We start from the raw sequence: 24,216 nt of genomic DNA, 5'->3' as shown, positions 1-24,216 counted from the left end.
GAGTCACTCGTGATCGATCTTGAATCACCGGCCGGTAACCGGAGCGACAGCATGAGCATTCCCGCCGGAATCACCCATCCGACGGCGCTGCTCGCCTCGATCGAGCATGCGACCGGACATGTGCTGGATGCCGTCCACGCCATGGACGAGATATCGGTGCACCGGCCGAGCCTGCTGCCGAACTGGACACGCGCGCACGTCATCTCCCACCTCGCCCGTGGGGCGGACGGCTGCGTCAACCTGCTCACCTGGGCTCGGACCGGCGTCGAGCACCCCATGTACACCAGCAAGGAGGACAGGGACGCCGACATCCGGGAGGGCGGTGTCCGCAGCCACCGGCTCCTGCTCGAGGACCTGCGGGCCTCGTCGGCCCGGCTGATCGAGGCAGCTCGCTCCCTGTCCCCGCCTGCCTGGACCGCCGAGGTCGTGGGGGCCCCGGGCAAGCCGATACCGGCCTACGAGGTGCTGCGCTCGCGGTTGCTCGAGCTGTGGGTCCACCTGGTCGACCTCGATTACGGCTTCGGGATGGACGACATCCCGGCCACCGATGTCGAACAGCTCCTCCAGGACACGGTCCGGCAACTGGCGGGGCGCCCGGACGTCCCCGCGGTCACCGTGGTGGCCGAGTTCGAAGGCGGCACGGTGCGCTCGTGGGATCTCGGGATGCCGCTGCAGCGGCCCCAGCGCGGTAAGCAGGTACGCGGCCACCCTGGTGCACTGCTCGGCTGGCTGCTCGGCAGGACGGGCAGCGCCGATCTGCACGGCGATGCTCCCGAGATGCCACCGTGGCTGTGACGGGGTCGGCAACGGGTTAGGCTCTGTCAACGTGGAGATTCAGGATCAGTACACCGGACACGTCGAACCGGGCGGCGCTGCGACGCGGCGCCGGCTCGACGCGCTGACCATCACAAAGCTCTCGGTCGGACCGATGGACAACAACGCCTACCTGCTGACCTGCCGTCGCACCGGTGACGCGCTGCTGGTGGACGCCGCCAACGATCCGGAACGGCTCGCGGACCTGCTCGGCCACGAGGACGATCGGCTCCGGCTGCGCACCATCGTCACCACGCACCAGCACCAGGACCACTGGCAGGCACTCGGTCCGATCGCGGGCCAGACCGGCTCCTACACCGTGGCGCACCCGGAGGATGCCGGCCCGCTGCCGGTGCCGCCGGACCGACTGGTCGAGCACGGAGAGACCATCCAGGTCGGCGAGTCGGCCGTCGAGGTGATTCACCTGCGCGGGCACACTCCCGGCTCGATCGCGCTGCTCTACCGCGACCCGGCCGGTCACCCGCACCTGTTCACCGGGGATTCCCTGTTCCCCGGCGGAGTCGGCAAGACCACCTCACCGGAGGCATTCCGGTCGCTGGTCGACGACGTGGAAAATCGCGTGTTCAACGAGCTGCCCGACACCACCTGGTTCTACCCCGGCCACGGTGACGACTCCACGCTGGGTGAGCAGCGTCCCAAGCTCGGCGAATGGCGCGAACGCGGCTGGTGACGGTCACCAACCGGTAACCGGTATCGAACGGGCCGCCCGGACGAGGGCGGTCCCGTGTCGAGTGGTCGGCATCGACAGCGACCGGGACCCGACCACGTCACCCGCGGACTTAGGGACGCACCCGTGTCCGATTCCCGGGCCGGTGCGCGGACTCGGTGGCCGCGGGGAGCACGACGCGCCGGGTGTGGATGCCGACGCCGCCGCGGGCCCGGCCCCGCGCGAGAGTGGCGGCGTGCAGGCAGAAACGTGTCCACATGTTCAACTGCATCTCCTTGGCCAGCCGCATCCGCGCGTAGAGCAGGTGCAACACCCGCGTACTCGGCCGCGCCCACGCCTCGATCTCGAAACGCACCGCATCGTGTTCGTCCCGGGCACGGAACTCGATCATGCCGGCTTCGATGTGGCCTTTCAGCGTGGCCAGCCGGAAGGACGTCTCCTCGCAGCCGACCACCCGCACCGGCGCGTTCCACGGCCCTGGCATGCGCACGACGAACTCGTCTCCGACCCGGAATCGACCCTCGCTGCCCTTGGTCCGGTCCACCACCGCTGCCTCGGAGGGAGCGGCCTGGTTCAGATCGTTCTTCAGCACCGCCATCAGCTCGCGGGCGTCGAGTTCCCCCTCCTCGATGCGCACGTTGAACCGGCGGTGGAACAGTGCTCCCACGCCCTGCTCGGCCGACTGGCAGTGCTCGTCGACGAGTTCCTCCGGCAACGAAGGCGGCAGATCCGTGGCATCGCCCTGCTCCTCGACACGGTGCAACGGCGTGGTCTGCCACAGGTATCGCCAGGAGATCAGGGCCATTCCCAGCAACCAGCTCACGACGACGACCACGTGGTGAACGGGCCTGATTTCGAGTGCCACGGCGGCTCTCCTCTCGCAGGGCACGCCCACGGCGGGCATGCTCGAAAGGCGGGCGTGTTCCAGGGATGCCCGCGACGGCAACGCGCGACACGGATATTCCGGGAGGACCGATGGTCGGATGGATGTTGCACCGTGCCGGACTGCGGAGCACGCACCTGCACGTGCTGTCTCTGGGGTCGGTGGTGCTGTGCCTGTGCCTGTGGATCCGGGCGAAGACCGTCGACCAGTCGGAGCGCGGCAACGCCGAGCGCCGGGCGCTGTTCACCGGTCTGTGGCCTCCGACGTTGTGGGCGATCGGGGACTCGCTGCGCGAGTTCGAGTGACGGTATGCGTGCTCGACTGCTCGGCGGCACCGACCATGCCCGAGCCCTGCGGGAGCTGCGGCACCGGCGGGTGAACTTCACCGCCGAGCAGGTACATCCAGCGGGCTGGCACTTCGACACGCATCGGCATCCCGTGGCGTACGAACGCCCGGGTCCCCCCGAGCCCGGCGGGGCGTGGGAACTGGCATGCGAGCTGGTCCGCGACTACGAGTTCTCGGCTCCCGAGCTCATCCGTGCCACCTACGATCGTCACGTACCGCTCTCGGGGCGGAACATGCTGCTGGAGGGCCGCTTCTTCGGGCTGCGCTTCTACATGGGCGTGCGCGTGACCCACGTGGTCGACGAGGAGCGGGATGGCATCCGGGTGTGGGGGTGGGGATACGAGACCCTGAAGGGTCATCTCGAACAGGGACGGATGGACTACGAGGTCGTCAAGGACCTCACGTCCGGCCTGGTCGAGTTCGTGATCACCGGGTATTCCCGGCGAGCACCCACGCTGGGACCGCTCGTCAAGCTGGGGTGGTGGCTGTTCGGCCGCCGCAGGCAACTGCGGTTCTACCGCGAGTGCGGCAGGCGCCTGCGCACCCTGGTGCACGCAGGCCTCGCCGGTTCCCCGCAGCCCGCGCCCCTCCTCCGGGAGGGAAGCGTGGTGCTCGCACCGTCCGGTACCCGCCCCGCCCGGCGGGATCGGGTCACTTTCCGGCGGCATCACCCCGGTTCGTGATCCGGTGCCGTTGCCCGCTGCAGGACCGGGCGGGGCATCCGGACTGCCGTTCGCGGTCTCGGGCTGCGGACGCGGTCCGGGGTTGGCACGCTCCGGCACATGCGCTGTCTGGTGACCGGAGCGAGCGGCTACATCGGGGGGCGGCTGGTCCCGCGCCTGCTCGCGGAGGGGCACGAGGTGCGCTGCGTGGTGCGTTCCCCCGACAAGCTGCGGGATGTGCCGTGGGCCGAGCAGGTCGAGATCGTGTACGGGGACGTCCTCGACCCCGGCAGCCTGCCCGCGGCGTGCCGGGGTGTGGATGTGCTGTATTACCTGGTGCATTCGCTGAACTCGCCGGAGTTCGCCACCCTGGATCGCCGGGCGGCCCGACTCACCGCGCGGGCAGCCCGGCAGGCCGGTGTGGGCCGGATCGTGTACCTGGGCGGGCTGCATCCCGAGGGTGCGCTTTCGGCACATCTGGGATCCCGTACCGAGGTCGGCGAGATCTTCCTGCGCAGCGGGGTGCCCACTGTGGTGCTGCAGGCGGCGGTCATCATCGGGTCCGGCTCGGCAGGTTTCGAGATCCTGCGCTACCTGGCCGAACGCCTGCCCGTCATGATCACGCCCCGCTGGGTACGCAATCGGGTGCAGCCGGTGGCGGTGCGCGACGTGCTGCATTATCTGACCGCTGCGGCCTCGCTATCGCCCGGGCTCAGCCGCAGCTTCGACATCGGGGGACCGGACGTGTTGACCTATGCGGACATGCTGCACGGGTACGCGGCGGTCGCCGGCCTTGCCCGGCGGGTGATGTTTCCCGTGGGTGTGCTCTCGGCCCGGTTGAGCGCGTACTGGATCAGCGTTGTCACCCCAGTCCCTCGAGCACTCGCTTCCCCGCTGATCGACTCGCTCATCCACGAGGCCGTGTGCCGGGAGGACGACATCCATGACTACGTTCCCCCTCCTGCCGGGGGACTGACCGGCTACGAGCGGGCCGTGCGGCTGGCATTGCACAAGATCCGGCACGGCGAGGTGGAAACGCGCTGGTCGGATGCCTCGCCGACCAGCGATCCCTCCGGTCCGCTGCCCTCGGACCCGGGCTGGTCGGGCGGGACCGCTTACAGCGATGTGCGGGTGCGCCGCACCTCGGCACCTCCGGACCGGTTGTGGCAGGTCGTGAAGACCATCGGAGGTGAGCACGGCTGGTACTCCTGCACGCCCGCCCGGGCAGCCCCCGGTGGAACCGACCGGCCGGCCGGCGGCGTGGGAGTGCGGCGCGGTCGCCGGCACGCGCACCGTCTGCGGTCCGGTGAGGCTCCGGACCGGTGGCATGTGGAGGCCCTCGAGGAGGGAAGCCTGCTGCGTCTGCGCGCGGAGAGGAGACTACCCGGCCGCGCATGGCTGGAGCTGCGCATCTCACCCGCCTCGGGGGGTGGATCGCTCTACCGGCAGCGCGCGGTGTTCTGCCCGCACGGACTGGCCGGCCGGTTCTACTGGTGGTCGATCGTGCCGGTGCACGCCCTGGTGTTCGGCGGTATGGCACGCACCATCACCCGCGCCGCCGAGCGAGCAGCACAGCGCTCCACGATCGGTGCGGCCGGGCGGGGCGCGAGGCGGGGCTGTCGCTGAGTTCCCCGATGCTCGCCCCGCGGAATCTCCGGTCTGCACGGACGCGGTTTCGTGGGGCGAGTGAGAACACACCACGCACACGAGAGGGCCCGCTCGCGCGAGCGGGCCCTCTCGTTGCGGGCTTTCTCACCCGGCAATCCCCACGGCGGGATCAGAAGCCGCTGACGTCCAGCAGCTTCTCCTTGGTGTCGTCCTGATCCTCGGACGGCCAGGTCCAGTCGAGCGTGCCCGCGTTCTGCAGCGCACTCTTGACCTGTTCCGGCGTGGCATTCGGGTGATTCGCCTTGTAGAGAGCGGCACCACCGGCCACGTGCGGGCTGGCCATGGACGTACCGGAGATCGTGTCGTACCCGCCGTTCATCCACGTCGAGCGGATGCAGGTACCGGGCGCGATGAGGTCGACATCGGCGCCGTAGTTGGAGAAGTCGGCGAACGTGTCGTCGACGTCCTCACGGCAGGTCGACGCCGCACCCCCGCCGGAGCGGCCGTTGAAGTCCGCGAGCGCACTCACGGTGATCACCTCGTCGTAGGCCGCCGGGGCGAAAGTGCTGGCGTCCGCGGAGGAGTTCCCGGCCGCGACGACGAACGTCACGCCCTTGGAAACCGCATTGCAGATCGCCTGATGCTGCGCATCACCATCGGTGTTGCCGCAGTTGCCGTCGTCGGAACCGGAGCCGCCCAGACTCATGTTGGCGACCTCGATCTGATCGGCATGGGCGGCCACGTAGTCGATACCGCAGATCACGTCCGACGTGGTACCGCTGCCCAGGGCGTTGAGCACCTTCACCGGCCAGATACGCGCGCCGGGTGCCATACCGACGACCCCGGTGTCGTTGTCCAGCGCCCCGATGGTGCCCGCGACATGGGTACCGTGGCCGTTGCCGTCATTGGCACTGAGGCCGAGCAACGAGCAGCTCTTGGCACCCTCCTCGTAAACGTTGAGATCCGGGTGATCCAGGTCGACGCCGGTGTCGATGACCGCCACGTCCACATTGGTCCGCTGGTCGACGCCGTCGATCGCAGCTGTGGGGCTCTCGTCGGCCCCGGCCCGGTTGATGCCCGTCGGAGTCGTCTGGGCCGTGGTCTGCACCTTCCGATCCGGTTGGACGTAGGCCACCCCCGGGGCGGCGGCAACGAGGTCCTTGACGGCTTTGGGCATCACCGCGGAGTAGCCCTGCAGTGCGGAGCGGTAGACATTACCGACATCGATGCCGAGCTTCTGGACGTGCTCCTGGATCAGCCCCTGGGCGTTCACATTGTCCTCGAACACGACAATGTACTCGCCGAAGAGCCCGCTATCGGACGCATTGTCCGATTCGGCGTACGCGGGAAGCGCAGTGGCATAGGCGAGAGCACACGCCGCCGCCAATGCGATTCCGGACTTTTTTCTCATCGAACCTCCCGTGCAGGCCCCGAAGGGCAACGCAGACGCGCACACACCATTCGCGTCTTGCCCCGCAGGAAGTAACACATCGCACGATCCCGGAGAAAGAGCCTGCAGAGTTCTCTTTGATCGCCGGCGGAAATCCGGGGAAACGCAGGACCATTCCGACGAACCGAATGACTCCATTCGGCCTATCGACAATCGCCCTCTTTTGTGCTCACCGGAGGCGGCAGCCGAAAAACGGGCAAGCGAGTGGGTTCCTCACCGAATACCGAGAGGTGTCCTCGCCCGCACCGCCTTCGGCGCGGGATCATCCGAAGGCGCGTTCGGCTGCCGCGATCTCCCTACGGCAGGCCTTCTCCATGCGGCGCCGGCGGCGGATCCGTTCCAGCAGGCCCAGCGGTCCCAACGGGACCGGGCGCACACCGTGGCTCTCCTGGATGGCGAGCTCGTTTCCCCGGAGCCGTCCGCGCCGGTCCCACGACTCCCAGCGTTCGAAATCGTCGACGGTGTAGTCGTGGCCGGAAACGAGTGCGGGGCCGGTATCGCCCCGCAGGTCCGCACCGCTGCGAGAGGCCAGTTCGAGGCGCTGCTCGTCCCCGTCGAGGAGGGTGACGGTGTCCACGCGCAGGCCGAGATCGTCACGGACGAGCAGCGCCTGCCCGACGGAATCCGTACGAGCGGGCACGTCGACGACGCGGCTCACCCGGTCGAGCCGGACGACGAGGCGCGGCAGCCACCACCAGTTCTCCCGGCGCAGCAGCAAGCTGTCGGCCAGGGCTCGTGACGGCGGGTACTTCACCAGTTCCTGTTCGAGGAGCCGGTCGGTGAACACCGAGCCGTCGAGGTCGTCGGTGACGGTGACGGCACCGAAGGCGACCACACCACGGGCATCGTCGGGCAGCGAGCGCGCGTCCGTGATCGCGAAGGCGACCTCCGGGGCCGATCGCAGAGCCTCGGCCCGGTCCCGCTGCGCGTACGGCAGCGCCAGGCACGGCACGTCCTCGACGAGCAGCGGAGTGACCGGCATGCTTTCCGGCCGGTCGCTGCGGCCGAGCCAGCAGACTTCGGCGACCAGGGCGCGGCTCCACATTCGAAACATCCGGAGCGGGGCGGTCTCGTGCAAGCGCTCCACCTCTCTGCTGGTGCGTTCCCGGGGACGCTGGCTTTATAGTCACTCGATGGTGTAAACCTCACGAGATCAGCCCCCACTAGCTGCTTCGTAGGAGTGACAGCATGCCCGCGATCGTGCCGGTTCTGGTCGTTCTCGGAATCTTCTACCTGGGGTATCGCTACTACTCGTCCTACCTTGCCCGACGGGTCTACGGGTTGGATCCGGAATTCGTCACACCGTCGCACGCGATGCGGGACGGGGTGGATTTCGTGCCCACGAACAAGCACGTGCTGTTCGGGCACCACTTCACGTCGGTCGCCGGGGCCGCTCCGATCGTGGGGCCCGCTGTCGCGGTGTTCTGGGGCTGGGGACCCGCGCTGCTGTGGATCACGCTGGGCACGGTCTTCGCCGCGGGGGTGCACGATTTCGGCTCGCTCGTGGTCTCGGTGCGCCACAAGGCGCAGAGCATCGGCACGCTGGCCCACGACATCGTCTCCCGCCGGGCGCGCACACTGTTCCTGCTGATCATCTTTTTCCTGCTGACCCTCGTGAACGCCGTCTTCGCGGTGGTCATCGGCAACTTGCTGGTTGCCAACCCGGCGGCGGTCATTCCGATCTTCCTGCAGATTCCGCTCGCGATCGGGATCGGGCAGTACATCTACCGCACCCGCAGCTCGGCGCTGTTCCCGGCGATCGTCGGCGTGCTCCTGCTGTACCTGGCGATCCTGCTCGGCATGGTGCTTCCCATCTCCGTGGCACCGCTGGCCGGCGCGCTCGGTGTCAGCGAACGTGCCGTGTGGATCGTCATCCTGTTCGCCTACACCTTCATCGCCTCGCAACTGCCGGTGTGGGTGCTGCTGCAGCCCCGGGACTACATCAACTCCCATCAGCTGTTCATCGCTCTCGGAGTGATCCTGCTCGGCATCGTCGTCGGGTTCGACAGGATCGTCGCGCCGGTCGTCAACGACGTGCCCGCCGATGCGCCACACTGGTTCCCGCTGCTGTTCATCACCATCGCCTGCGGCGCCGTGTCCGGGTTCCACAGCCTCGTGGCCTCGGGAACCTCGTCCAAGCAGCTCGCCAAGGAGACCGACGCGCGCTACGTCGGGTACATGGGCGCGCTCGGTGAAGGATCACTGGCTCTCGCGGCGGTGCTGGCGGTCACCGCGGGTGCTGTCGCTTCCACCGCCGAGTGGAACCAGCTGTATTCCAGCTTCTCGGTCGCCTCCGGCGGGGCGACGCAGAACTTCGTCGAGGGCGTGGCCGGCTTCGCGAACAACCTCGGTCTGCCGATCGCCTACGGCACCGTCTTCGCGGCGGTCGTGGTCATCAGCTTCGCCGCCACCACCATGGACACCGGTGTCCGGCTGCAGCGCTATGTCGTGCAGGAAATCGCCGAAACGGTGCGCATCCGCCCGCTCACGCGCAACATCGCAGCGGCCACGGCGGTCGCGGTGCTCATCCCACTCGCCTTGGCGCTGCTGCCCGGCGGCGGCGAGAAGGGCTATGCCTTCGGCGTACTCTGGCAACTGTTCGGTACGACCAACCAGCTCACGGCCGGACTCGCACTCGCCGTGATCGCCGTGTGGGTGACCAAGAGGCGGCGCAACCCCATCGCGGTGCTCGTACCACTGGTGTTCCTGCTGTTCATGACCACATGGGCACTCGTGATCAACATGATCGAGTTCATCGAGGCACAGCAGTGGGTGCTGGCCCCGCTGGATGTCATCATCTTCGTCCTGGCGATCTGGCTCATCGTCGAGGCGGCTCTGGCGCTGTGGCAGGCGTGGAGCAGCCGGACGAGCGAACCGGAACGGGAAGCTCCTCTGAGCGAGTCCTGATGCGGCCGGGACCGTCGCGGCCGGCGAGCGAGAATCGTCCGCACATCGACCCGCTCTCCGGCGGAAGGGACAGCCGTGAACACACGAAGTCCGGGGGCCGCGATCGCCGCCGCCTGGCGGCGCATCGAGGCCTTCCACGACGAGATGTTCGTCGCGCCGTGGCGCCAGGCACTGGAACGGGAGGCGCGGCGCCAGGACGACACCTTTCGGGCGCTGGTCATGCTGGACGCTCTCGGCGTGGAGAACCCCGTCGCCTACGAGACGATGGAGTTGATCCCCTACCTCGTCGGTGATCTGCACGACTGGCATCGGCGCATGGGCCAGAGCACCTTCGGAGACCCGGGAATGTGCTGTTGACCGACCCCACTGCCGCGCAGCGCACCGTGTCCTTCTTCGGCGGCAAGGGCGGAGTCGGCAAGACCACGCTGGCAGCCTCCTACGCACTGCTGCTCGCAGGGCGTGGGCATCGCACCCTCGTGGTCTCCACCGACCCCGCGCATTCCCTCGGTGACGTCCTGGGCGCCTCGCTCGACGACGAACCCGTCGAACTGGACGGGGGGTTCTGGGCCTGCGAGATCGACGGCGAGAAAGTGGCCCGCCGCCGGGTCGAGCAGATCGGCGAGGAAGCGCAAGAGGCGGTACCGCGCGAGGTCGTGCCCGCCGTCGAACGGCACTTGGACCGTGCCGCCGCCAGCCCCGGCACGGTCGAATCGGCCCTGGTGGACCGGCTGACCGATCTTCTCGACGACCTGCCCGCCCGCTGGGACCGCATCGTGGTCGACAGTGCGCCGACCGGGCACATGCTGCGGCTGCTCAGCCTGCCTGCGTTGCTGACGCCGTGGATCGAGGGACTCGTGCGGCAGCGCGAGCAGGCCCGAGGCACCGAGCGCATGCTGTCGGGACTGCTCGGCCGGCGCAACACCGGACCGGACCCGCTGCTGCGCCGGTTGCACGACCGCCGCACCCGGCTCGAACGCACCCGGCATCGGCTGCTGGACGAGTCGGTGGTGCATCTGGTGCTCGTGCCCGAACGTCTCCCGCTGGCCGAGACCGAACGTGCCGCACAGGCCCTGACGGACGCCGGGATCACGCTCGGCCCGGTCGCCGTCAATCGCGTGTCACCGCCGGATGCCGAGGGGTTGCTGGCCGACCGTGCACGGCAGGAGGCGCAGGTGCGCGCGGACATCCACGAGCGCTTCGGTGACCGCGGCACCGTCGAGATCCCCCTCCTGCGCGGCGAGCCCACCACCCGGACCGGGTTGACCGGCATCGCCGAGATCCTGGCGAACGCGGGCTGGTAGCGCCGCGGCACCGAGCACTGCGACCAGCGCCCGCCTCAGCGCCGGAGTGCTCGGGCGATGAGCCGTCCGATGACGAGGTAGACGATCGCCGCCAGACCGTAGTTGAGCACCAGTCCGAGCGTGGCGTCGTCCGGGGTGAAGACATCGCCGAAGCCCAGCACCAACACCTTGGCCACCTGGTACACGAAGGACACGATGCCGCTGCTCTCGTTCGCCCCGAACAGCGTGAAGACGATGTGCAGCACGAAGATCGTGGCGATGAGACCGGCGACCACGTGAATGACACCGGCGAGGGTGTTGGCCCTGTCCTCCCGGCGCTCCCGCTGCTCCCGGTACGAGCGCGCCGGCTGCTCGCGTGGGCGCGGCTCGTAGGGGTCCGGAGGCTGCTGCTGATACGGGCCGGGAGGCTGCTGGTACGGGTCCGGAGGTTGCTGGTACGGGCCCGGAGGCTGCTGGGGATACGGCTCCGTCGGGGGAACTTGCCGGGTCTGCTGGTAAACGCCGGGAGGCTGCTGGGGCGGACCGGGAGGCTGCTGGTATGGGCCGGGAGGCCCAGGAGGCTGGGGTGGCCCTTGTGGCGGGGGCTGCTGGGGTGGACCGGAGTGCGGAGGGGATTGCCCGGGAGGCTGGTGCGGGTCGGGGGCGCGGCCGGGCGGAGGTCCGGGAGGAGGGCCCTGGTGCGGGTAATGGCTCATGCCCGGCATTGTGACGATCACGGCACGTGGTGACTACCTCGCCCGCTGCCCGCTCTCGCATGAGGGAAGCCACAGCACAATCCGAAAAACGGGCGAAAAGCTCGTTCGGCGTCATACCGAACGTGCTCGTTCACATCGTCGTCGCTCCCTCTCGCCGGCACCGTCCGGCCCGAGGAGCGCGCCCTGCGAGCGGCGGCTCATCCCTCGCGCCGGTCGACCGCCCGACGGGCGGCTTTCGCCGTCCCGTAGTGGGACCAGTCCGCGGGCGCGGGTCGTCCCCAGACCACCACGAGCTTCAGCGTGGTCTCTCCCGGATTCCGCACGTCGTGCTCCGAACCCACCGGAGCCAGTACGGCGTCTCCCGGCCCCATTTCGAACGTCTGCCCGTCGACCCGCATCACCGCGGATCCGTCGACGACCAGGTACAGCTCTTCGAGCGGATCCTCGTGCGGGTGCGCGTGCATCCCTTCCGCACCCCCGGGTGGCAGTTCCCACGTCTGGACCGCGACCGGCAGCCGCGAACGGTCGAAGAAGTGCCACTGGATCCGAGTGAGGTCGGTCCCGCCGTGCAGGTCGTAGTCGAAAGCGGTCGTCTGCGAACGCTCGATCATCACACACACCTTCCTGTCGACCACTTTCCTCAGCGCTGATCGGCACCTTCGCAATCCCGCGGGAAGGCGCCCTCGACACCGGCTCGGCGCCACGAAAGCGACCACCATATCCGGCTTCGACGAAGATCAGGCATGATGTGGGCCGTTCCCGAGGAGGCTACCGAGGTCCTCGCGGAGCGGAGGAGGCACGGTGACCGGCGTGGTACTGGTACACGGGTTGTGGCACGGCCCGCAGCATTTCGACCCCGTCGCACGGGAGTTGCGTGATCGCGGCATCACGGTCGCCGTTCCGGAACTGCACCGCGGGTCGTTGCACGCCGATACCGAGGTGGTGCAGGCCGCCGTGGACGGGATGAGCGAACCGCCGCTCGTACTCGGCCACTCCTACGGGGGCTCGGTGATCACCGGGCTGGCCGGCACCGGTGGTCTCGTGTACCTGGCGGCTTTCGTGCTCGCCGAGGGCGAGAGCGTGGCCGGTCTTCGGGCCACGACCCCCGCGCTCAACTCGGCGGTCACGCGCCGCGAGGACGGCGCGACACAACTCGATCCCGCGAAAGCCGCGGACGCGCTGTACGCCGATTGCTCCGCGGACTCGGCCGCGTGGGCCGTGGCACGGCTGCGCCCGCAACGCCCCGAGGTCACCAAGGGTGTCCCCCGGCGGCATGCCTGGCGGGAGACCCCCTCCACCTATGTGGTTTGCGCGGAGGATCAGGCCGTCAGCCCGGACCGGCAGCGGGAAATGGCCGAGCGCTGTGCCGCGACCCGGGTATGGCCGACGGGGCACTCTCCGTTTCTCAGCCGCCCCGACCTGGTCGTGGAGCTGATCACGGAGTCGCTCGACGACCAGGCACGCAACCGAGCCTGAGCAGCGCGATCGAACCCGCGACAGCCTGACCGAACCGGAGCGGGCAACCGAGCGCCTTCGATCCGTCGTCACTTCGGAGCTTCCGGAGTACCACGCAACCGGCGCAGCGACTCAGAGCCCCGCGAGCAGGTCGGTCTCGGTGACGCCGGGGCCCTGGCCGTCGCGGATGAACCACTCGGTGCCGAACGCGTACCGGAAGGCATCCTCCGGAAGCGCCAGGAAGAACGACTCCTCGCTGATCTGACTCGCGTGCGCGCGCATCGCACTGCGCTTGTACTCGCTGTATGCCGCAACATCGACGGCAGTCGTGATCACCGACTCGGGTTTGCCGAAATTCTCGTCCTCGCCGATGTCGGGCAGTTCGACGCCTGCGGCGGTGGCCTGCTCGGCGAACGCGCCGAGGCCGCGGCGGAAGTGGTCACGATTCATGGTGTTCTGATACACCCGCGGAGTCCCCGCCAGCTCCGCCGCACGCATCCCCACCCGATGTACCTGGATGTGGTCCGGATGCCCGTACCCACCGTTGTCGTCATAGCAGGTCAGCACGTCGGCTTGCTCTTCACGCAGGATCGTGGCCAGCTTCCCGGCGGCCTGTTCGACCGGCGCCGTCCAGAACGACCCGGCCAGCTCGTTGGTGACCTCTCCCATCATCCCGGAGTCGACATAGCCGAGGAACTCCGTGCGTGCACCCCGAGGACCTCGGCAGCGGCGTGCGTCTCGGCCACTCGGCGCTGCCACAGCGGCTCACCGTCGGCCAGGACTCCGTCGACGACTTCCCCCTGCTCACCGCGGGTGGCCACCACGAGCACCACGCGGTGCCCCTCCTCGAAGGCCTTGCGCATGACTCCACCGCAGGCGATGGACTCGTCGTCGGGATGAGCGTGGAACGACACCATGGTGGCCATGCCGGAAAGATACGCCGGGACACCTCGCCCGCTGCGGGACGGGGCATCCCGCGCTCGGCGCACGAGAAACGGGGCCGCCTGCCGGTGGCAGGCGGCCCCGTGGGTGCTGTCCCGTGACCGAGATCAGTCGGCGAGTTCCAGCAGTTCCTCACCGCTTCCCTGGAACTTGTTGATGTCGGTGTAGCCATCGACGCCCGGAACGCTGCCCTTGTGCGTGAACTGCCAGAAGGTGTACTTGTCCCAGCCGCCCGGGATGGAAGGCTGGTCCACCTGGTAGGCCGCCACCCACAGCGGGTATTCGGAGAAGGCGTCGGAACCGTCCATGCAGTTGCTCCAGAAGGACGGGTTGGCATAGACGATGCCCTTCTCGCCGGTGCGCTCCTTCACCCGGTCCAGGAACGTCTGCATCCATGTGTGCATCTCACCCGAGCTCTTGCCGTAGCAACTGCCACCGCTCGGGGAGACCTCCATGTCCAACACCGGCGGCAGGGTCTTGCCGTCCTCGGTGTTGCCCATCGTGTTCACCAGCCGGTCGGCCTGGGCGACGGCCGAACCGGTCGGACGGGCGAAGTGGTAGGCACCGGTGAGCAGGCCCGCTTCCTTGGCGCCCTGGAACTGCTCCTCGAACATCGGGTTCGTGAAGCTTTGACCATCGGTGGCCAGCACGAACGCGAACTTCTTGCCCGATGCCGCGACCTTGTTCCAGTCGACGCTGCCGTTGTGGTTGGAGACGTCGATACCGGAGGCGTTCGGACCGATCTTCATCTTGGGCTGGTCCGAGTTCTCCTCGGATTCGTCGGCGGAGCCCGACTTCGACTTGCCGTCGAAGGTGTCCTTCAGTGCCTGCTGCGGTGCGGGAGCCGCAGCGGGTGCCATGTCCTCGGCCTGCACCGCCGGATCGACCGCGCGGTGCTGGGCGCCGGTGCTGCCGAACACGAGAGCGAGAACGCCGAACGCGGCCACGGCGGCACCGATCTGCACCGACCGTGTCCGGGTCGAAACGCGGTGGTGACGGCCCGTACGCATCACCGGCAGCTTGGCCCGGACGGCTGCCACGTGCGGCGCCACCCGCTTGCGGACGGGTTCCACGTACGGCGCGGCCCACCGCTGGATGCGCTGTTCATACGGGGCGGCCCACTGGTGGAGCCGCTGTACGTAGGGGGCGGCGCGCCGTTGAAGGCGCTGTACCCACAGCGCCACCTGCCGTCCGAAGCGCTGCATCCGCGGCGAGAGCCATTCCTCTCCACGCCGGGCCAGCAGGGCCACTCTCCGGCTGAAGCGCTGCAGGAATGGCGCCAGCCACAACCACAACCGCTGGAGCAGCACCATCACCTGCCTGCCGAAGCGCTGCGCGGCGGGCTGCACACGGTCGGCGAATCGTGCGCCCTTGTGAGTCGCAGACTGCCGACGATGGTCGTTCGGTTCTTCCGGGGAGTTCGTCGAATTGCGTTGATCCATAGGTTCTGTGTTGGCCGGGTTCGGGGTACCGGCCTGAGTTCGGGGATTTTCTTCGGGGGGCTCGTAGGAGTCGGGGGAAGCCACAAGACCCCAGGGTCCTGATACTCCGCGTATACGTGCATGGCGGAAAATACGTACGCAACTACCTAGATTCACCCGAACCGGTGCTTTGAAGCGGCCCTATTGAGCACGTTGTGTAAGCGACACGGGGTTGCGCTGCCACGTGGCCCACTCGTCTTCGGAAGCAACCTGCCGCGGTGGCGAGACGAAGCCGGGCGGCACCATACCCGGTCTCCCCCTCCGTCCGGTCGCCGGTGTCGCACAACCACCGCGGTCGGCCCCGAGGCGCCTCCGGCAGCGTTGTGTCACGGCCGCGCCGTACCGACCTTGTCTCCCGCGGGGCAGATCGGCGACCAGCCGCGCGGCTCCGAGAGATGTCGCCACGGGCGCCACAGCGCCCGAAGCACAGTGATCCGCACCACAGCAGTGGAGCGGTTTCGCTGTTCGGACGCTTTCAGCTCTCGGCCTGCACAGGGGGTGGATGCCATCCTGGAACCATGACGACCGATCGCAACGTGCTCGGCGGGGAGCTGGAGACCTGCGGCACCGACCCGTTGACCGGTTTCTACCGGAACGGATGCTGCAACACCGGACCGGAGGACCTCGGAAACCACACCGTGTGCGCGGTGGTCTCCACCGAGTTCCTCGCGCACCAGGCGTCGGTCGGCAACGACCTGACCACGCCGCGCCCCGAATTCGGGTTCGCCGGTCTGCAGCCCGGAGATCGCTGGTGCGTATGCGCCTCCCGGTGGCAGGAGGCCTATGACGCCGGTGTGGCCCCGCCGGTCGTGCTGGCCTCCACCCACGAGCGCGCTGTGGAGGTCGTGCCGCTCGCCACTCTCCGGGAGCACGCCGTCGACGTTCCCGCCGACCCGAGCGCCCTCACCTGAGGCACCCGCACAGCCACCGCTGATGGCCGCGCTTCCCCGCCCCACCACGTCGAGCACGAAACCGCCGGATCGCCATGGGAAGGACCGGATACATGGGTGATGACCGCAGGCAGGACGCCGGCGATCCAGCGTGCTGGCTCGACAGGGTCTGCACCGACTGCGGGCGGATTCCGGACGAGGCGGACGTGACGGTCTGCCCGAACTGCGGGACTGCGATCGGCGACGAGGACGAAGTGCCACGACGGGTCTTCCCGGATACCACGGACTCACCGGACGCCGGCGCAGCACGGGACGGCGGTAACCGGCTCTGCGGACGGCGGTCGATCTCCCGGTCCTGATCCGGAGTGCCTCGCACTCCGGACCGAACCGAGGTGCGAGTGCACCACGGCAGCCCCGGCCGGCCGGGACGCGGCCCCGTCGTTTCCGGGCAGAGCGCGGCAGCGCTGTACGACACGCAGCGCTGTATCGCAGGGGCAGCGTGATCACCGAAAGTTACTTCTTTACCACTTCACGGGGTAGCACGGAACGCGATCACGGGATACGGCCGTTGATAGCGTCACCTACCGTGCTCGGAACACCCGCATCACCGCAGACCACCACGCAGCGCAAGAGCCGCCGCAAGATCAGCTGGGATGTGGTCCGGGTGGGCTGCGTCACGCTGATCATGCTCTACCATGCCACGTTCCTCAGCGTGGACCTGCACCCCGAGCTGGAACCGCGCACGTTCGTGTTCCCGTACGAGGTCGGTGCGAGCCTCCTGCTGGTGATCTCGGCTTATTTCGCCTGCGTCACCATCGGACGGGGAACGGTGCTGCGCTACTGGTGGAGCCGGATCGCACGGCTGGTGCCACCGTTCATCGGCGCCGTGCTGGTGATCTTCCTGGTGATGCGACTGGCGGCCGTCGACGACTGGTTCTTGCCCGACGGCAGCGACCTCGCGGCCCACCTGCTGATGCTGTGGCACTGGAAGCCGGAGGACTACTACTTCCTCGACGGCTCACACTGGACGGTTCCGTTGCAACTCATGGGGTTCACCGCCGCAGCGGTGCTGTACAAGTCGAGGTGGGGGCGCAGCCACCGCATCACCGTGGTGCTGTGGACCGCGGTACTCCTGCCGATGCTGCAGTGGCCGCTGCGCATCTCCGACCCGTCCGAGCTGTATCGCATGCTCATCGACGGCTTCGGCTTCCACCGCTGGCATCTCTTCGTGGCCGGTGTGGCGATCTGGATGTGGTCGAGCAAGCGATTGACCACACCGCACTTCCTGGGCCTGCTGGCCACCTGCATGAGCGCGCAGGCGTTGCACAACCACGAGGTCACTCCCGAGGGGCTGACCGCCGACTGGGGGTCGACGATCGCCGTCTGCATCGGCCTGGTGGTCGTGGCGCTGACCGCTCGCGGACCGGACTGGAACAAGGTGGTGCCGGACTGGGCCAACCGGCCGATCCAGTGGTACGCGGGAATCTCCTACGGCGTCTTCCTGATGCACCAGACGATCGGCTACATCGTCTCGCGGCGGCTTCAGGATCTGGGAGCCGGAGCGACACTGCAGACCCTCGCCATGCTCACCACGGGTGTGCTGCTCGGATGGTTGCTCACCCGCATCGTGGAGCAACCCGCACACCGAGCCCTGATGGATGCCTACGATCGGGTACACACCCGATGGCACACCGCGAGTCCCAAGGGCTGACACCGGAGCCCGCCGGCAACGAGGCCGTACCGCTCGCCGGCCCGGCAGCGGCCGCCGGTCGGCGCGGGCCCGCAGGCCCGTCCACGCCGACCGGCGGCCGCTGATCAGGAGCTCCCGGCCGTCGCTTCCTGTGCCGGGGACTCGCTGCCGTCCGACTGCACCGGGTCGTCGTCGGAGTCGGATTCGCGCTGCCTGGGCACCTCGACCTGCGCCTCCGAACCGTTGGATCGCTTCTGTCCCTGTCGGACGTTCGCGGCCACGTACTCGTCGGCTCCCTCGGTCTCGGTACCCGCGACCGAAGCGGCCAACAGCGGTTCGGCCTCGGTCAGCGCGTGCTGGGCCGACCGCACCTGCTCGGCCACGGTCCGGCGTATCTCGCGCATGGTCTCGACCTGCTGGGTGGCCCGCACGGTGCGGCGCTCGGCCTCCGCGGCAGCCTCCCGGACACGGCGCTCGGCCTCCTCACGACTTGCCCGGTCGCGCTCTGCGAGAACACGCATCGCTTCCCGGCGCCGCTCGGCCATGGAACTCTCGAAGTCCTCCTCGACCTGATTGCGCCGCTGCTCGGCCTCGAGATCGAGCTTGCGCCGCTGCTGCTCGCTCTCGCGCGACATCCGCTCGATCTCCTGGCGGGTCTGCTCCAGCGCTTCCCTGCGCTGGACCTCGCACTGCTGCCGCCATTCGTCGGCCTCGGCGACCAGACGCTCGTAGCGGCTGCGCAACTCCGAGGCGGCCTGTTCCGAGCGGGACCACTCGTGTTCGGCGGTGGCACGGGCGGAGGTGAGGATCTCCTCGGCCTCGTCGTTGGCCAGCCGGACCATGCGCCGCAGCCGATCCGACAGTGCCGCCTCGTCGATCGGTGTCCGGCACACCTCGTCGAGTTGCCTGCGCAGCGAGGCGATCTCCTCCCTGGCCTGCTCCAATTCGGCGTTGAGGTCGGCGACCTGACTCAGCGCCGAGTCACGATCCTCGGTGAGCATGCGGAGCTCGTTGTCCGTCTGCTGGATGTAGAACTGCACCTGCGATCGTCGGAATCCACGCCACACGACATCGAAATCCGACTTCAGCGGCACGAGTTCCCGGTCATCGTTGTGCCCCACGGTCTCACCCCACTCAGGTTGATCATGTTCGAACTGTTGGGAGCGAGCCACGCCCCGACGCGGCAATTTCCGTTGTACACCTGAAAAGCGCCCTGCGATGTGCTCCACCGGACTGAACCACTCCGGGACACATGGTCGCGCGCAAAAGGCGTTTGGCGGATCGCTGGCGGACATTGTCCCCCGGACCACAGGGGAGATCAACGGCCCCGGCGGGAAAAGAATCAGCGACGATCCGGTATCCGCAAGGTGCGCCGGATTCGCCGCGAAAGCTCATGTTCGACCGGAATGTCCCAATGCGCGGCGAAAAATCATTTCGATCTCATCTCGCTCCGGCATCGGATCACGAACGACACCTTGCAGCAGCAGACCGCAAAAGACCGCGGAAAGCATGCGACCGGTAACCGGATCGGTATAGGAGGTGAACAGGTCCCGCAGGGCCGCGTCCCACTCGGTGCTGGCCTGTTGCAGAGCCGGACGATGCAACGCCGCCACGTACAGTTCGTGTTCCACCACGGTGCGCTTGCGCTCGGGACCGAGGAAGTGCAGGACCAGATCGCTCAACGCCGCAGCCAGATCCTGTCCCGCGGGCAGTGCCTTCGCCCATTCCCGCAACTGGGCCACATTGTCCTGCGCGGCCTGTTCGAGGGCGACCGCGAGCAGGTCGTCGAGCGTGGCGAAGTGGTATGTCGTCGATCCCAGCGGGACGCCCGCGGCAGCGGCCACGGCACGATGCGTCACCTTGTCGACGCCGCGCTCGGCGACGACGGTGATGGCGGCGCGGGCGATGCGCTCACGCCGCTGTGGATCCTTGCCGGAGGAGGCAGCACGTCGGCTGCGGACCGTGTGCTGCGCGCCCGAATCCGTGGTCGTCATCGCGTGTCGTGAACCTCCCCACCGAAATCCGTGCCCCTCCTCGCCTCGAGATCCGAAACAGCGACCCGGGCACCCGATCCAGAGTGCCACGAGTCGGCCACTCGATGGTGTGTTTCAGCTCATCGTCAGCCCGTTTATGCTGGCTACAGCGGTAAAAGAACTCCGTTTCGTGCGCCCTCGATCCTCTTGGTGTACATTTGTACAAGAACGGTGTCGGGGGCCGCTGCACCGAGCGTGTCAGGACTCGCGGCCCGATACCGACACCACACGCCGGTAAACGCGATCATCGAGGAAGCCGCCATGCCGCACACTGAGGTACCTCCGGACGGCACCGACCACAGGAGCCCGGCCTCGTCGGAAGCGGGGCACACCCTGTTCATCGACGGCGTGTGGGGGCCGGCCGCGTCCGGGCACACCCGGACGATCCGCTGTCCCGCCGACGGAACCGCCGTGGCCACGGTCGCCGAGGCCGAGCGCAGCGACACCGAGCGTGCCATCGCCGTCGCCCGCCGGGTCTTCGACGACGGCACGTGGGCGAACAGCTCCCCCTGGCAACGAGGCGATCTGCTGCTGCGCGTCAGCGACATCCTCGTCCGCGACAGGGACGAGTTCGCCCGAGCGGAATCCTTGGACACCGGCAAGCGGCTGGTCGAGAGCGGCTACGACATGGACGACATCGCCGCCTGCTTCCGGTACTACGGCAAGATCGCAGGCACCGACCCCGGCCATGTCGTCGACACGGGGCTGCCGGACGCGATCAGCCGCGTCAGCTACGAACCGGTCGGCGTGTGCGGGCTCATCACACCGTGGAATTTCCCGCTGCTGCAGGTGGCCTGGAAGGTCGCCCCGGCCATCGCCGCGGGCAACACCTTCGTGCTCAAGCCCAGCGAGCTCACCCCGAGCACGGCGATCCTGCTGATGCGCGCGCTCGCCGAGGCCGGGCTGCCCGCGGGTGTGGGCAACCTCGTGCTCGGCGCCGGGGAGCAGACCGGTGCCGTTCTCGCCGAGCACGCCGACGTCGACATGGTGTCGTTCACCGGTGGCCTGCACACGGGCCGCACCATCGCCGCCTCCGCCGCGGCCACGGTCAAGCGCGTGGCCCTGGAGCTGGGTGGCAAGAACCCGAATGTCGTCTTCGCCGACGCGGATTTCGACACCGCCGTCGACTACGCGCTGACCGCGATCTTCCTGCACTCCGGTCAGGTGTGCTCCGCAGGGGCGCGCCTGGTCGTGCAGGACGAGATGCACGACGCGCTCGTCGACGAGATCGTCCGCCGCGTCGAGCTCATCCGGCTGGGCGGCCCCTTCGAGGAGGAGGCCGAGACGGGTCCGCTGATCTCGGCCGAGCACCGCAGCAAGGTCGAGGACTACGTCGCCGAGGCCGTCGCCGAAGGAGCGGTCCTGCGTACCGGGGGCCGCCGCCCCGAGGGTGATCGGTTCACCAACGGCTACTACTACCTCCCGACCGTTCTCGACGAGGTCCAGCAGGGCACCCACGCCGTGGGTGAGGAGTCCTTCGGTCCCGTACTCACCGTGGAGCGCTTCACCGACGAGGACGACGCGGTGCGTATCGCCAACGACACCCACTACGGGCTTTCCGCCGGGGTGTTCACGTCCGATCCCGGCAAGGCGCAGCGTGTCGCGGGCAGGTTGCGCCACGGCACGGTGTGGATCAACGACTTCCATCCCTACCTGCCGCAGGCGGAATGGGGCGGGTTCAAGCAGTCCGGCGTCGGGCGTGAACTGGGGCCTGCCGGACTGCGCGAATACCAGGAAGCCAAGCACATCTACCAGAACATCCGTCCGGGACCGCAGCACTGGTTCTCGGCCTGACGGCCGCGGCAGGCACCGGAAACCGCCGAAGACGCCCGTTTCGCCTTTCCTTCACGTATTCAGGAGAGACAACCATGACCGATGACGACTCCGCCCGGTTCGACTATGTCGTGGTGGGGGGTGGCAGCGCGGGTGCCGCTCTGGCGGCGCGGCTGTCCGAGGATCCGGACGTCACCGTCTGCCTGCTGGAGGCGGGACCGTCCGACCAGGACGCGAACGCGGTCCTGGAACTGAACCGCTGGATGAGTCTGCTGGAGTCCGGCTACGACTGGGACTACCTGGTGGAGCCGCAGGAATACGGCAACTCCTACCTGAGGCACGCCCGCGCCAGGGTCCTCGGTGGTTGCTCGTCCCACAACTCCTGCATCGCGTTCTGGGCCCCGGCCGAGGACCTCGACGAGTGGGAGTCGATGGGTCTTCCCGGGTGGGGATCGCGGGATGTCTTCCCGCTGTACCGGCGACTGGAGACCAACGACGGTCCCGGGCAGCACCACGGTCGCAGCGGCCCGGTGACCCTGCGCAGTGTGCCGCCGAAGGATCCCTGCGGAGTGGCACTGCTGCAGGCCTGCGAGCAGGCCGGTATCCCGATCACCGAGTTCAACTCGGGCAGCACCGTCACACACGGCGCGAACTGGTTCCAGATCAACGCGCGCGAGGACGGCACCCGTTCCTCCTCGTCGGTGTCGTACCTGCATCCGATCATGGGAAGGCGCCCCAACCTGGAGGTGCGCACCGAGACGCGCGCCAGGAGGATCCTCTTCGACGGCACACGCGCCACCGGTGTCGAGTACGTCGATGGCGACCAGTTCCGCAGCAAGCGGATCGACGCACGCCGTGAGGTCGTGCTCAGCGCAGGCGCCATCGACACTCCGAAGTTGCTGATGCTGTCGGGAATCGGTCCGGCCGAGCACCTGCGCGAGGTCGGTGTCGACGTCCTGGTGGATTCACCCGGTGTCGGCTCGAACCTGCAGGACCACCCCGAGGGCGTGATCGGGTGGGACGCGGCCAAACCGATGGTCACCGAGTCCACGCAGTGGTGGGAGATCGGCATCTTCACCACCACGGAACAGGGCCTGGACCGGCCCGACCTGATGTTCCACTACGGCTCGGTGCCGTTCGACATGAACACGGCACGGCACGGATTCCCCACGACCGAGAACGGGTTCTGCCTCACCCCGAACGTCACGCGCAGCCGGTCGATCGGCACGGTGCGGCTGCGCACCCGCGACTACCGGGACAAGCCCGCCGTCGATCCCCGCTACTTCACCGACCCGCACGACATCCGGGTCATGACCTACGGCATCAAACTCGCCCGGCAGATCGTGGATCAGGAGTCCATGCGGGACTGGAAGGGCGCCGAACTGCATCCCGGGCCGGACGTGCGCAGCGACGACGAGATCGCCGACTACCTGCGCAAGACGCACAACACGGTCTACCACCCGGCCGCATCGGTGCCGATGGGGGCCGACGGCGACGTCAACGCGCCTTTGGATGCGCGCCTGCGCGTGAAGGGAGTCGAGGGGCTTCGGGTGGCCGACGCGTCCGTGATGCCCTTCCTGGTCGCGGTGAATCCGAACATCACCACGATGGCCATCGGCGAGAAGTGCTCCGACATGCTCGCCGAGGACGCTCGCTGACGAGCACTCCTGCCCCGAAGGGACCGAGCGTCTCCGCGGCCCCCGAACCGCGGAGCCGTTCCCCGGCTGCCCGAGGGCTCGGCGGATCCCCGGCCGTTGAGCCCTCGGGCGGCCACGAGAGCTGGAGGGTGGCGGTGGAACGGCCGCTGTCCCACTGAGCGAGCCGAGCCGGCACGGGATCGAGCAAGAGTAGAAAAGCCCGGTGACCGCCGGACACGGTCACCGGGCTTTCACCTCTGCCGGTCGGTCACTCGATCGTGGTTGTGGTCAGGACGGGGTTCGGGTTGGGATAGCACCGGCTGGGCACCTGGGTGTCGCCGAAGAACGTGGAGACGGTCGCGTCCAGGGTCAATCCGGGGTCGTCGTAGCCCGTGCCGTGCAGCCGGGTCTCGATCACGCCGGAGTCGGCGGAGGTCAGGTGTGCCGTGACGGTCGGCAGCTCGTAGGCCTCACCGCCGCCGATCGGACCGTCGATGTGCAGCGTGGCGACACGACCGTCGACGGTGATCGCGGGCGGGTTCGGTCCGAGGTTCTCGCCGCCGGACAGTTCGGTACCGGTCAGGGTGGAGTTGGGCGGCACCGGGATCTTCAGGTCGATGTTCTCGATCCGTTCGACGGTGTAGCCGTTGACATCGGTGGGCGCCGTGTTCGGCGCCGGGTCGATGACGACGTCGAACGCGGAGTTCGGCGCGACCGTCGCCGGGGTGGTGATGTCGGTGGTCTGCTGGAGGCTGAAGTGCTGAGTGCCCAGTGGGGAATCACCGGCGCAGTCGAAGTTGTGCTCGAACGTCGCGGCGGCGGCAGGGGAAGCCACGGCCAGCATCGGCAGGACGGCAAAGGCAGCGGCGGCCATCATCCGTGCGCCGCGTCGGCGCAATGCGGTACTCATCGCCGAATCACCTCGGGTCTGAATTACGGAACGTGGACGTGTCGCGCGACCC

At 68.3% G+C, this 24,216-nt stretch carries 22 protein-coding genes and 1 pseudogene; 13 read left to right on the top strand and 10 right to left on the bottom strand.

The annotated features are described in order from the left end of the window. Positions 1 to 51 precede the first annotated feature (51 nt). Entirely contained in the window at positions 52 to 795 is a 744-nt protein-coding gene (locus tag DFQ14_RS19570; protein WP_114454790.1) for a maleylpyruvate isomerase family mycothiol-dependent enzyme, read from the top strand. Between the two features lie 31 nt (positions 796 to 826). Further along, positions 827 to 1,504: an MBL fold metallo-hydrolase gene (locus DFQ14_RS19565; RefSeq protein WP_114454789.1), complete on the top strand. Its 678-nt coding sequence runs from the start codon at positions 827 to 829 to the stop codon at positions 1,502 to 1,504. A gap of 109 nt (positions 1,505 to 1,613) precedes the next feature. Here DFQ14_RS19565 and DFQ14_RS19560 read toward each other — a convergent pair whose 3' ends face one another. Then, entirely contained in the window at positions 1,614 to 2,366 is a 753-nt protein-coding gene (locus DFQ14_RS19560; protein ID WP_246195461.1) for a DUF1990 family protein, read from the bottom strand. 110 nt (positions 2,367 to 2,476) lie between these two features. On the opposite strand from DFQ14_RS19560, the gene DFQ14_RS19555 reads away from it, so the two are divergent. From DFQ14_RS19555 to DFQ14_RS19545, 3 genes are all read left to right on the top strand, one after another. Then, entirely contained in the window at positions 2,477 to 2,689 is a 213-nt protein-coding gene (locus tag DFQ14_RS19555) for a hypothetical protein (protein ID WP_114454787.1), read from the top strand. A gap of 4 nt (positions 2,690 to 2,693) precedes the next feature. Beyond that, complete coding sequence (locus DFQ14_RS19550) at positions 2,694 to 3,413, top strand: DUF1990 family protein (protein WP_114454786.1); 720 nt, start codon at positions 2,694 to 2,696, stop codon at positions 3,411 to 3,413. 99 nt (positions 3,414 to 3,512) lie between these two features. After that, positions 3,513 to 5,018: an SDR family oxidoreductase gene (locus DFQ14_RS19545; protein ID WP_114454785.1), complete on the top strand. Its 1,506-nt coding sequence runs from the start codon at positions 3,513 to 3,515 to the stop codon at positions 5,016 to 5,018. A gap of 151 nt (positions 5,019 to 5,169) precedes the next feature. Here DFQ14_RS19545 and DFQ14_RS19540 read toward each other — a convergent pair whose 3' ends face one another. Together DFQ14_RS19540 and DFQ14_RS19535 are read right to left on the bottom strand one after the other, a co-directional pair. Further along, on the bottom strand, positions 5,170 to 6,411 hold the full coding sequence (locus tag DFQ14_RS19540; RefSeq protein WP_114454784.1) for a S8 family peptidase: 1,242 nt from the start codon (positions 6,409 to 6,411) through the stop codon (positions 5,170 to 5,172). 301 nt (positions 6,412 to 6,712) lie between these two features. Further along, positions 6,713 to 7,528 (bottom strand): hypothetical protein, encoded by an 816-nt coding sequence (locus tag DFQ14_RS19535; protein ID WP_246195463.1) that lies wholly within the window; start codon positions 7,526 to 7,528, stop codon positions 6,713 to 6,715. A gap of 110 nt (positions 7,529 to 7,638) precedes the next feature. Here DFQ14_RS19535 and DFQ14_RS19530 point away from each other — a divergent pair, with 110 nt between their 5' ends. From DFQ14_RS19530 to DFQ14_RS19520, 3 genes are all read left to right on the top strand, one after another. Further along, a complete protein-coding gene (locus DFQ14_RS19530) occupies positions 7,639 to 9,357 on the top strand; it encodes a carbon starvation CstA family protein (protein WP_114454783.1) in 1,719 nt (572 codons plus the stop codon). A gap of 144 nt (positions 9,358 to 9,501) precedes the next feature. Then, positions 9,502 to 9,714: a cory-CC-star protein gene (locus DFQ14_RS19525; RefSeq protein WP_246195552.1), complete on the top strand. Its 213-nt coding sequence runs from the start codon at positions 9,502 to 9,504 to the stop codon at positions 9,712 to 9,714. Then, a complete protein-coding gene (locus tag DFQ14_RS19520; RefSeq protein ID WP_114454781.1) occupies positions 9,705 to 10,658 on the top strand; it encodes an ArsA family ATPase in 954 nt (317 codons plus the stop codon). Before DFQ14_RS19525 ends, DFQ14_RS19520 begins: the two co-directional genes overlap by 10 nt. Positions 10,659 to 10,693: 35 nt before the next feature. On the opposite strand, the gene DFQ14_RS22465 is transcribed toward DFQ14_RS19520, so the two are convergent. Continuing rightward, the gene (locus DFQ14_RS22465; RefSeq protein WP_246195464.1) at positions 10,694 to 11,353 is read right to left on the bottom strand and encodes a hypothetical protein; all 660 of its coding nucleotides are present in this window, start codon (positions 11,351 to 11,353) and stop codon (positions 10,694 to 10,696) included. Positions 11,354 to 11,550: 197 nt separating this feature from the next. Then, entirely contained in the window at positions 11,551 to 11,964 is a 414-nt protein-coding gene (locus tag DFQ14_RS19505; RefSeq protein WP_114454780.1) for a cupin domain-containing protein, read from the bottom strand. A 190-nt stretch (positions 11,965 to 12,154) separates the two neighbouring features. On the opposite strand from DFQ14_RS19505, the gene DFQ14_RS19500 reads away from it, so the two are divergent. Further along, positions 12,155 to 12,829 carry an alpha/beta hydrolase gene (locus DFQ14_RS19500; protein ID WP_114454779.1) on the top strand — a complete coding sequence of 225 codons (675 nt, stop codon included), beginning with the start codon at positions 12,155 to 12,157 and terminating at the stop codon, positions 12,827 to 12,829. A 111-nt stretch (positions 12,830 to 12,940) separates the two neighbouring features. Here the strand turns inward: DFQ14_RS19500 and DFQ14_RS19495 are convergent. Beyond that, positions 12,941 to 13,734: pseudogene (locus tag DFQ14_RS19495) on the bottom strand (PIG-L family deacetylase). 123 nt (positions 13,735 to 13,857) lie between these two features. Beyond that, positions 13,858 to 15,192 carry a GH25 family lysozyme gene (locus tag DFQ14_RS19490; RefSeq protein ID WP_114454778.1) on the bottom strand — a complete coding sequence of 445 codons (1,335 nt, stop codon included), beginning with the start codon at positions 15,190 to 15,192 and terminating at the stop codon, positions 13,858 to 13,860. 557 nt (positions 15,193 to 15,749) lie between these two features. On the opposite strand from DFQ14_RS19490, the gene DFQ14_RS19485 reads away from it, so the two are divergent. Continuing rightward, a complete protein-coding gene (locus tag DFQ14_RS19485) occupies positions 15,750 to 16,142 on the top strand; it encodes a DUF2237 family protein (protein ID WP_114454777.1) in 393 nt (130 codons plus the stop codon). A 565-nt stretch (positions 16,143 to 16,707) separates the two neighbouring features. Next, the gene (locus DFQ14_RS19475; RefSeq protein WP_257233770.1) at positions 16,708 to 17,832 is read left to right on the top strand and encodes an acyltransferase family protein; all 1,125 of its coding nucleotides are present in this window, start codon (positions 16,708 to 16,710) and stop codon (positions 17,830 to 17,832) included. 104 nt (positions 17,833 to 17,936) lie between these two features. Here the strand turns inward: DFQ14_RS19475 and DFQ14_RS19470 are convergent, their stop codons facing one another. After that, positions 17,937 to 18,932, bottom strand: a complete 996-nt coding sequence (locus tag DFQ14_RS19470) for a coiled-coil domain-containing protein (RefSeq protein ID WP_114454817.1) — start codon at positions 18,930 to 18,932, stop codon at positions 17,937 to 17,939. Between the two features lie 270 nt (positions 18,933 to 19,202). Then, positions 19,203 to 19,805, bottom strand: coding sequence for a TetR/AcrR family transcriptional regulator (locus tag DFQ14_RS19465; RefSeq protein ID WP_114454775.1), 603 nt, complete (start codon positions 19,803 to 19,805; stop codon positions 19,203 to 19,205). Between the two features lie 300 nt (positions 19,806 to 20,105). On the opposite strand from DFQ14_RS19465, the gene DFQ14_RS19460 reads away from it, so the two are divergent. Together DFQ14_RS19460 and DFQ14_RS19455 are read left to right on the top strand one after the other, a co-directional pair. Continuing rightward, positions 20,106 to 21,638 (top strand): aldehyde dehydrogenase family protein, encoded by a 1,533-nt coding sequence (locus tag DFQ14_RS19460; protein ID WP_114454774.1) that lies wholly within the window; start codon positions 20,106 to 20,108, stop codon positions 21,636 to 21,638. Positions 21,639 to 21,712: 74 nt separating this feature from the next. Further along, complete coding sequence (locus tag DFQ14_RS19455; protein ID WP_114454773.1) at positions 21,713 to 23,275, top strand: GMC family oxidoreductase; 1,563 nt, start codon at positions 21,713 to 21,715, stop codon at positions 23,273 to 23,275. A gap of 247 nt (positions 23,276 to 23,522) precedes the next feature. On the opposite strand, the gene DFQ14_RS19450 is transcribed toward DFQ14_RS19455, so the two are convergent. Continuing rightward, entirely contained in the window at positions 23,523 to 24,164 is a 642-nt protein-coding gene (locus DFQ14_RS19450) for a cyclase (protein WP_170206313.1), read from the bottom strand. Positions 24,165 to 24,216: the final 52 nt, after the last annotated feature.

The organism is Halopolyspora algeriensis (genome assembly GCF_003337235.1).
GTDB classification, from domain to species: Bacteria; Actinomycetota; Actinomycetes; order Mycobacteriales; family Pseudonocardiaceae; genus Haloactinomyces; species Haloactinomyces algeriensis.
Note: the sequence above shows the minus strand (reverse complement) of the source record. Positions and strands in the feature narration are given on the sequence as shown.

Coding starts and splice junctions, on each gene's coding strand:
- DFQ14_RS19485 (WP_114454777.1), top strand. CDS start 15,750: ATGACGACCGATCGCAACGTGCTCGGCGGGGAGCTGGAGACCTGCGGC.
- DFQ14_RS19570 (WP_114454790.1), top strand. CDS start 52: ATGAGCATTCCCGCCGGAATCACCCATCCGACGGCGCTGCTCGCCTCG.
- DFQ14_RS19460 (WP_114454774.1), top strand. CDS start 20,106: ATGCCGCACACTGAGGTACCTCCGGACGGCACCGACCACAGGAGCCCG.
- DFQ14_RS19530 (WP_114454783.1), top strand. CDS start 7,639: ATGCCCGCGATCGTGCCGGTTCTGGTCGTTCTCGGAATCTTCTACCTG.
- DFQ14_RS19505 (WP_114454780.1), bottom strand. CDS start 11,964: ATGATCGAGCGTTCGCAGACGACCGCTTTCGACTACGACCTGCACGGC.
- DFQ14_RS19450 (WP_170206313.1), bottom strand. CDS start 24,164: ATGAGTACCGCATTGCGCCGACGCGGCGCACGGATGATGGCCGCCGCT.
- DFQ14_RS19490 (WP_114454778.1), bottom strand. CDS start 15,192: ATGGATCAACGCAATTCGACGAACTCCCCGGAAGAACCGAACGACCAT.
- DFQ14_RS19545 (WP_114454785.1), top strand. CDS start 3,513: ATGCGCTGTCTGGTGACCGGAGCGAGCGGCTACATCGGGGGGCGGCTG.
- DFQ14_RS19550 (WP_114454786.1), top strand. CDS start 2,694: ATGCGTGCTCGACTGCTCGGCGGCACCGACCATGCCCGAGCCCTGCGG.
- DFQ14_RS19540 (WP_114454784.1), bottom strand. CDS start 6,411: ATGAGAAAAAAGTCCGGAATCGCATTGGCGGCGGCGTGTGCTCTCGCC.
- DFQ14_RS19465 (WP_114454775.1), bottom strand. CDS start 19,805: ATGACGACCACGGATTCGGGCGCGCAGCACACGGTCCGCAGCCGACGT.
- DFQ14_RS19555 (WP_114454787.1), top strand. CDS start 2,477: ATGGTCGGATGGATGTTGCACCGTGCCGGACTGCGGAGCACGCACCTG.
- DFQ14_RS19455 (WP_114454773.1), top strand. CDS start 21,713: ATGACCGATGACGACTCCGCCCGGTTCGACTATGTCGTGGTGGGGGGT.
- DFQ14_RS22465 (WP_246195464.1), bottom strand. CDS start 11,353: ATGAGCCATTACCCGCACCAGGGCCCTCCTCCCGGACCTCCGCCCGGC.
- DFQ14_RS19525 (WP_246195552.1), top strand. CDS start 9,502: ATGTTCGTCGCGCCGTGGCGCCAGGCACTGGAACGGGAGGCGCGGCGC.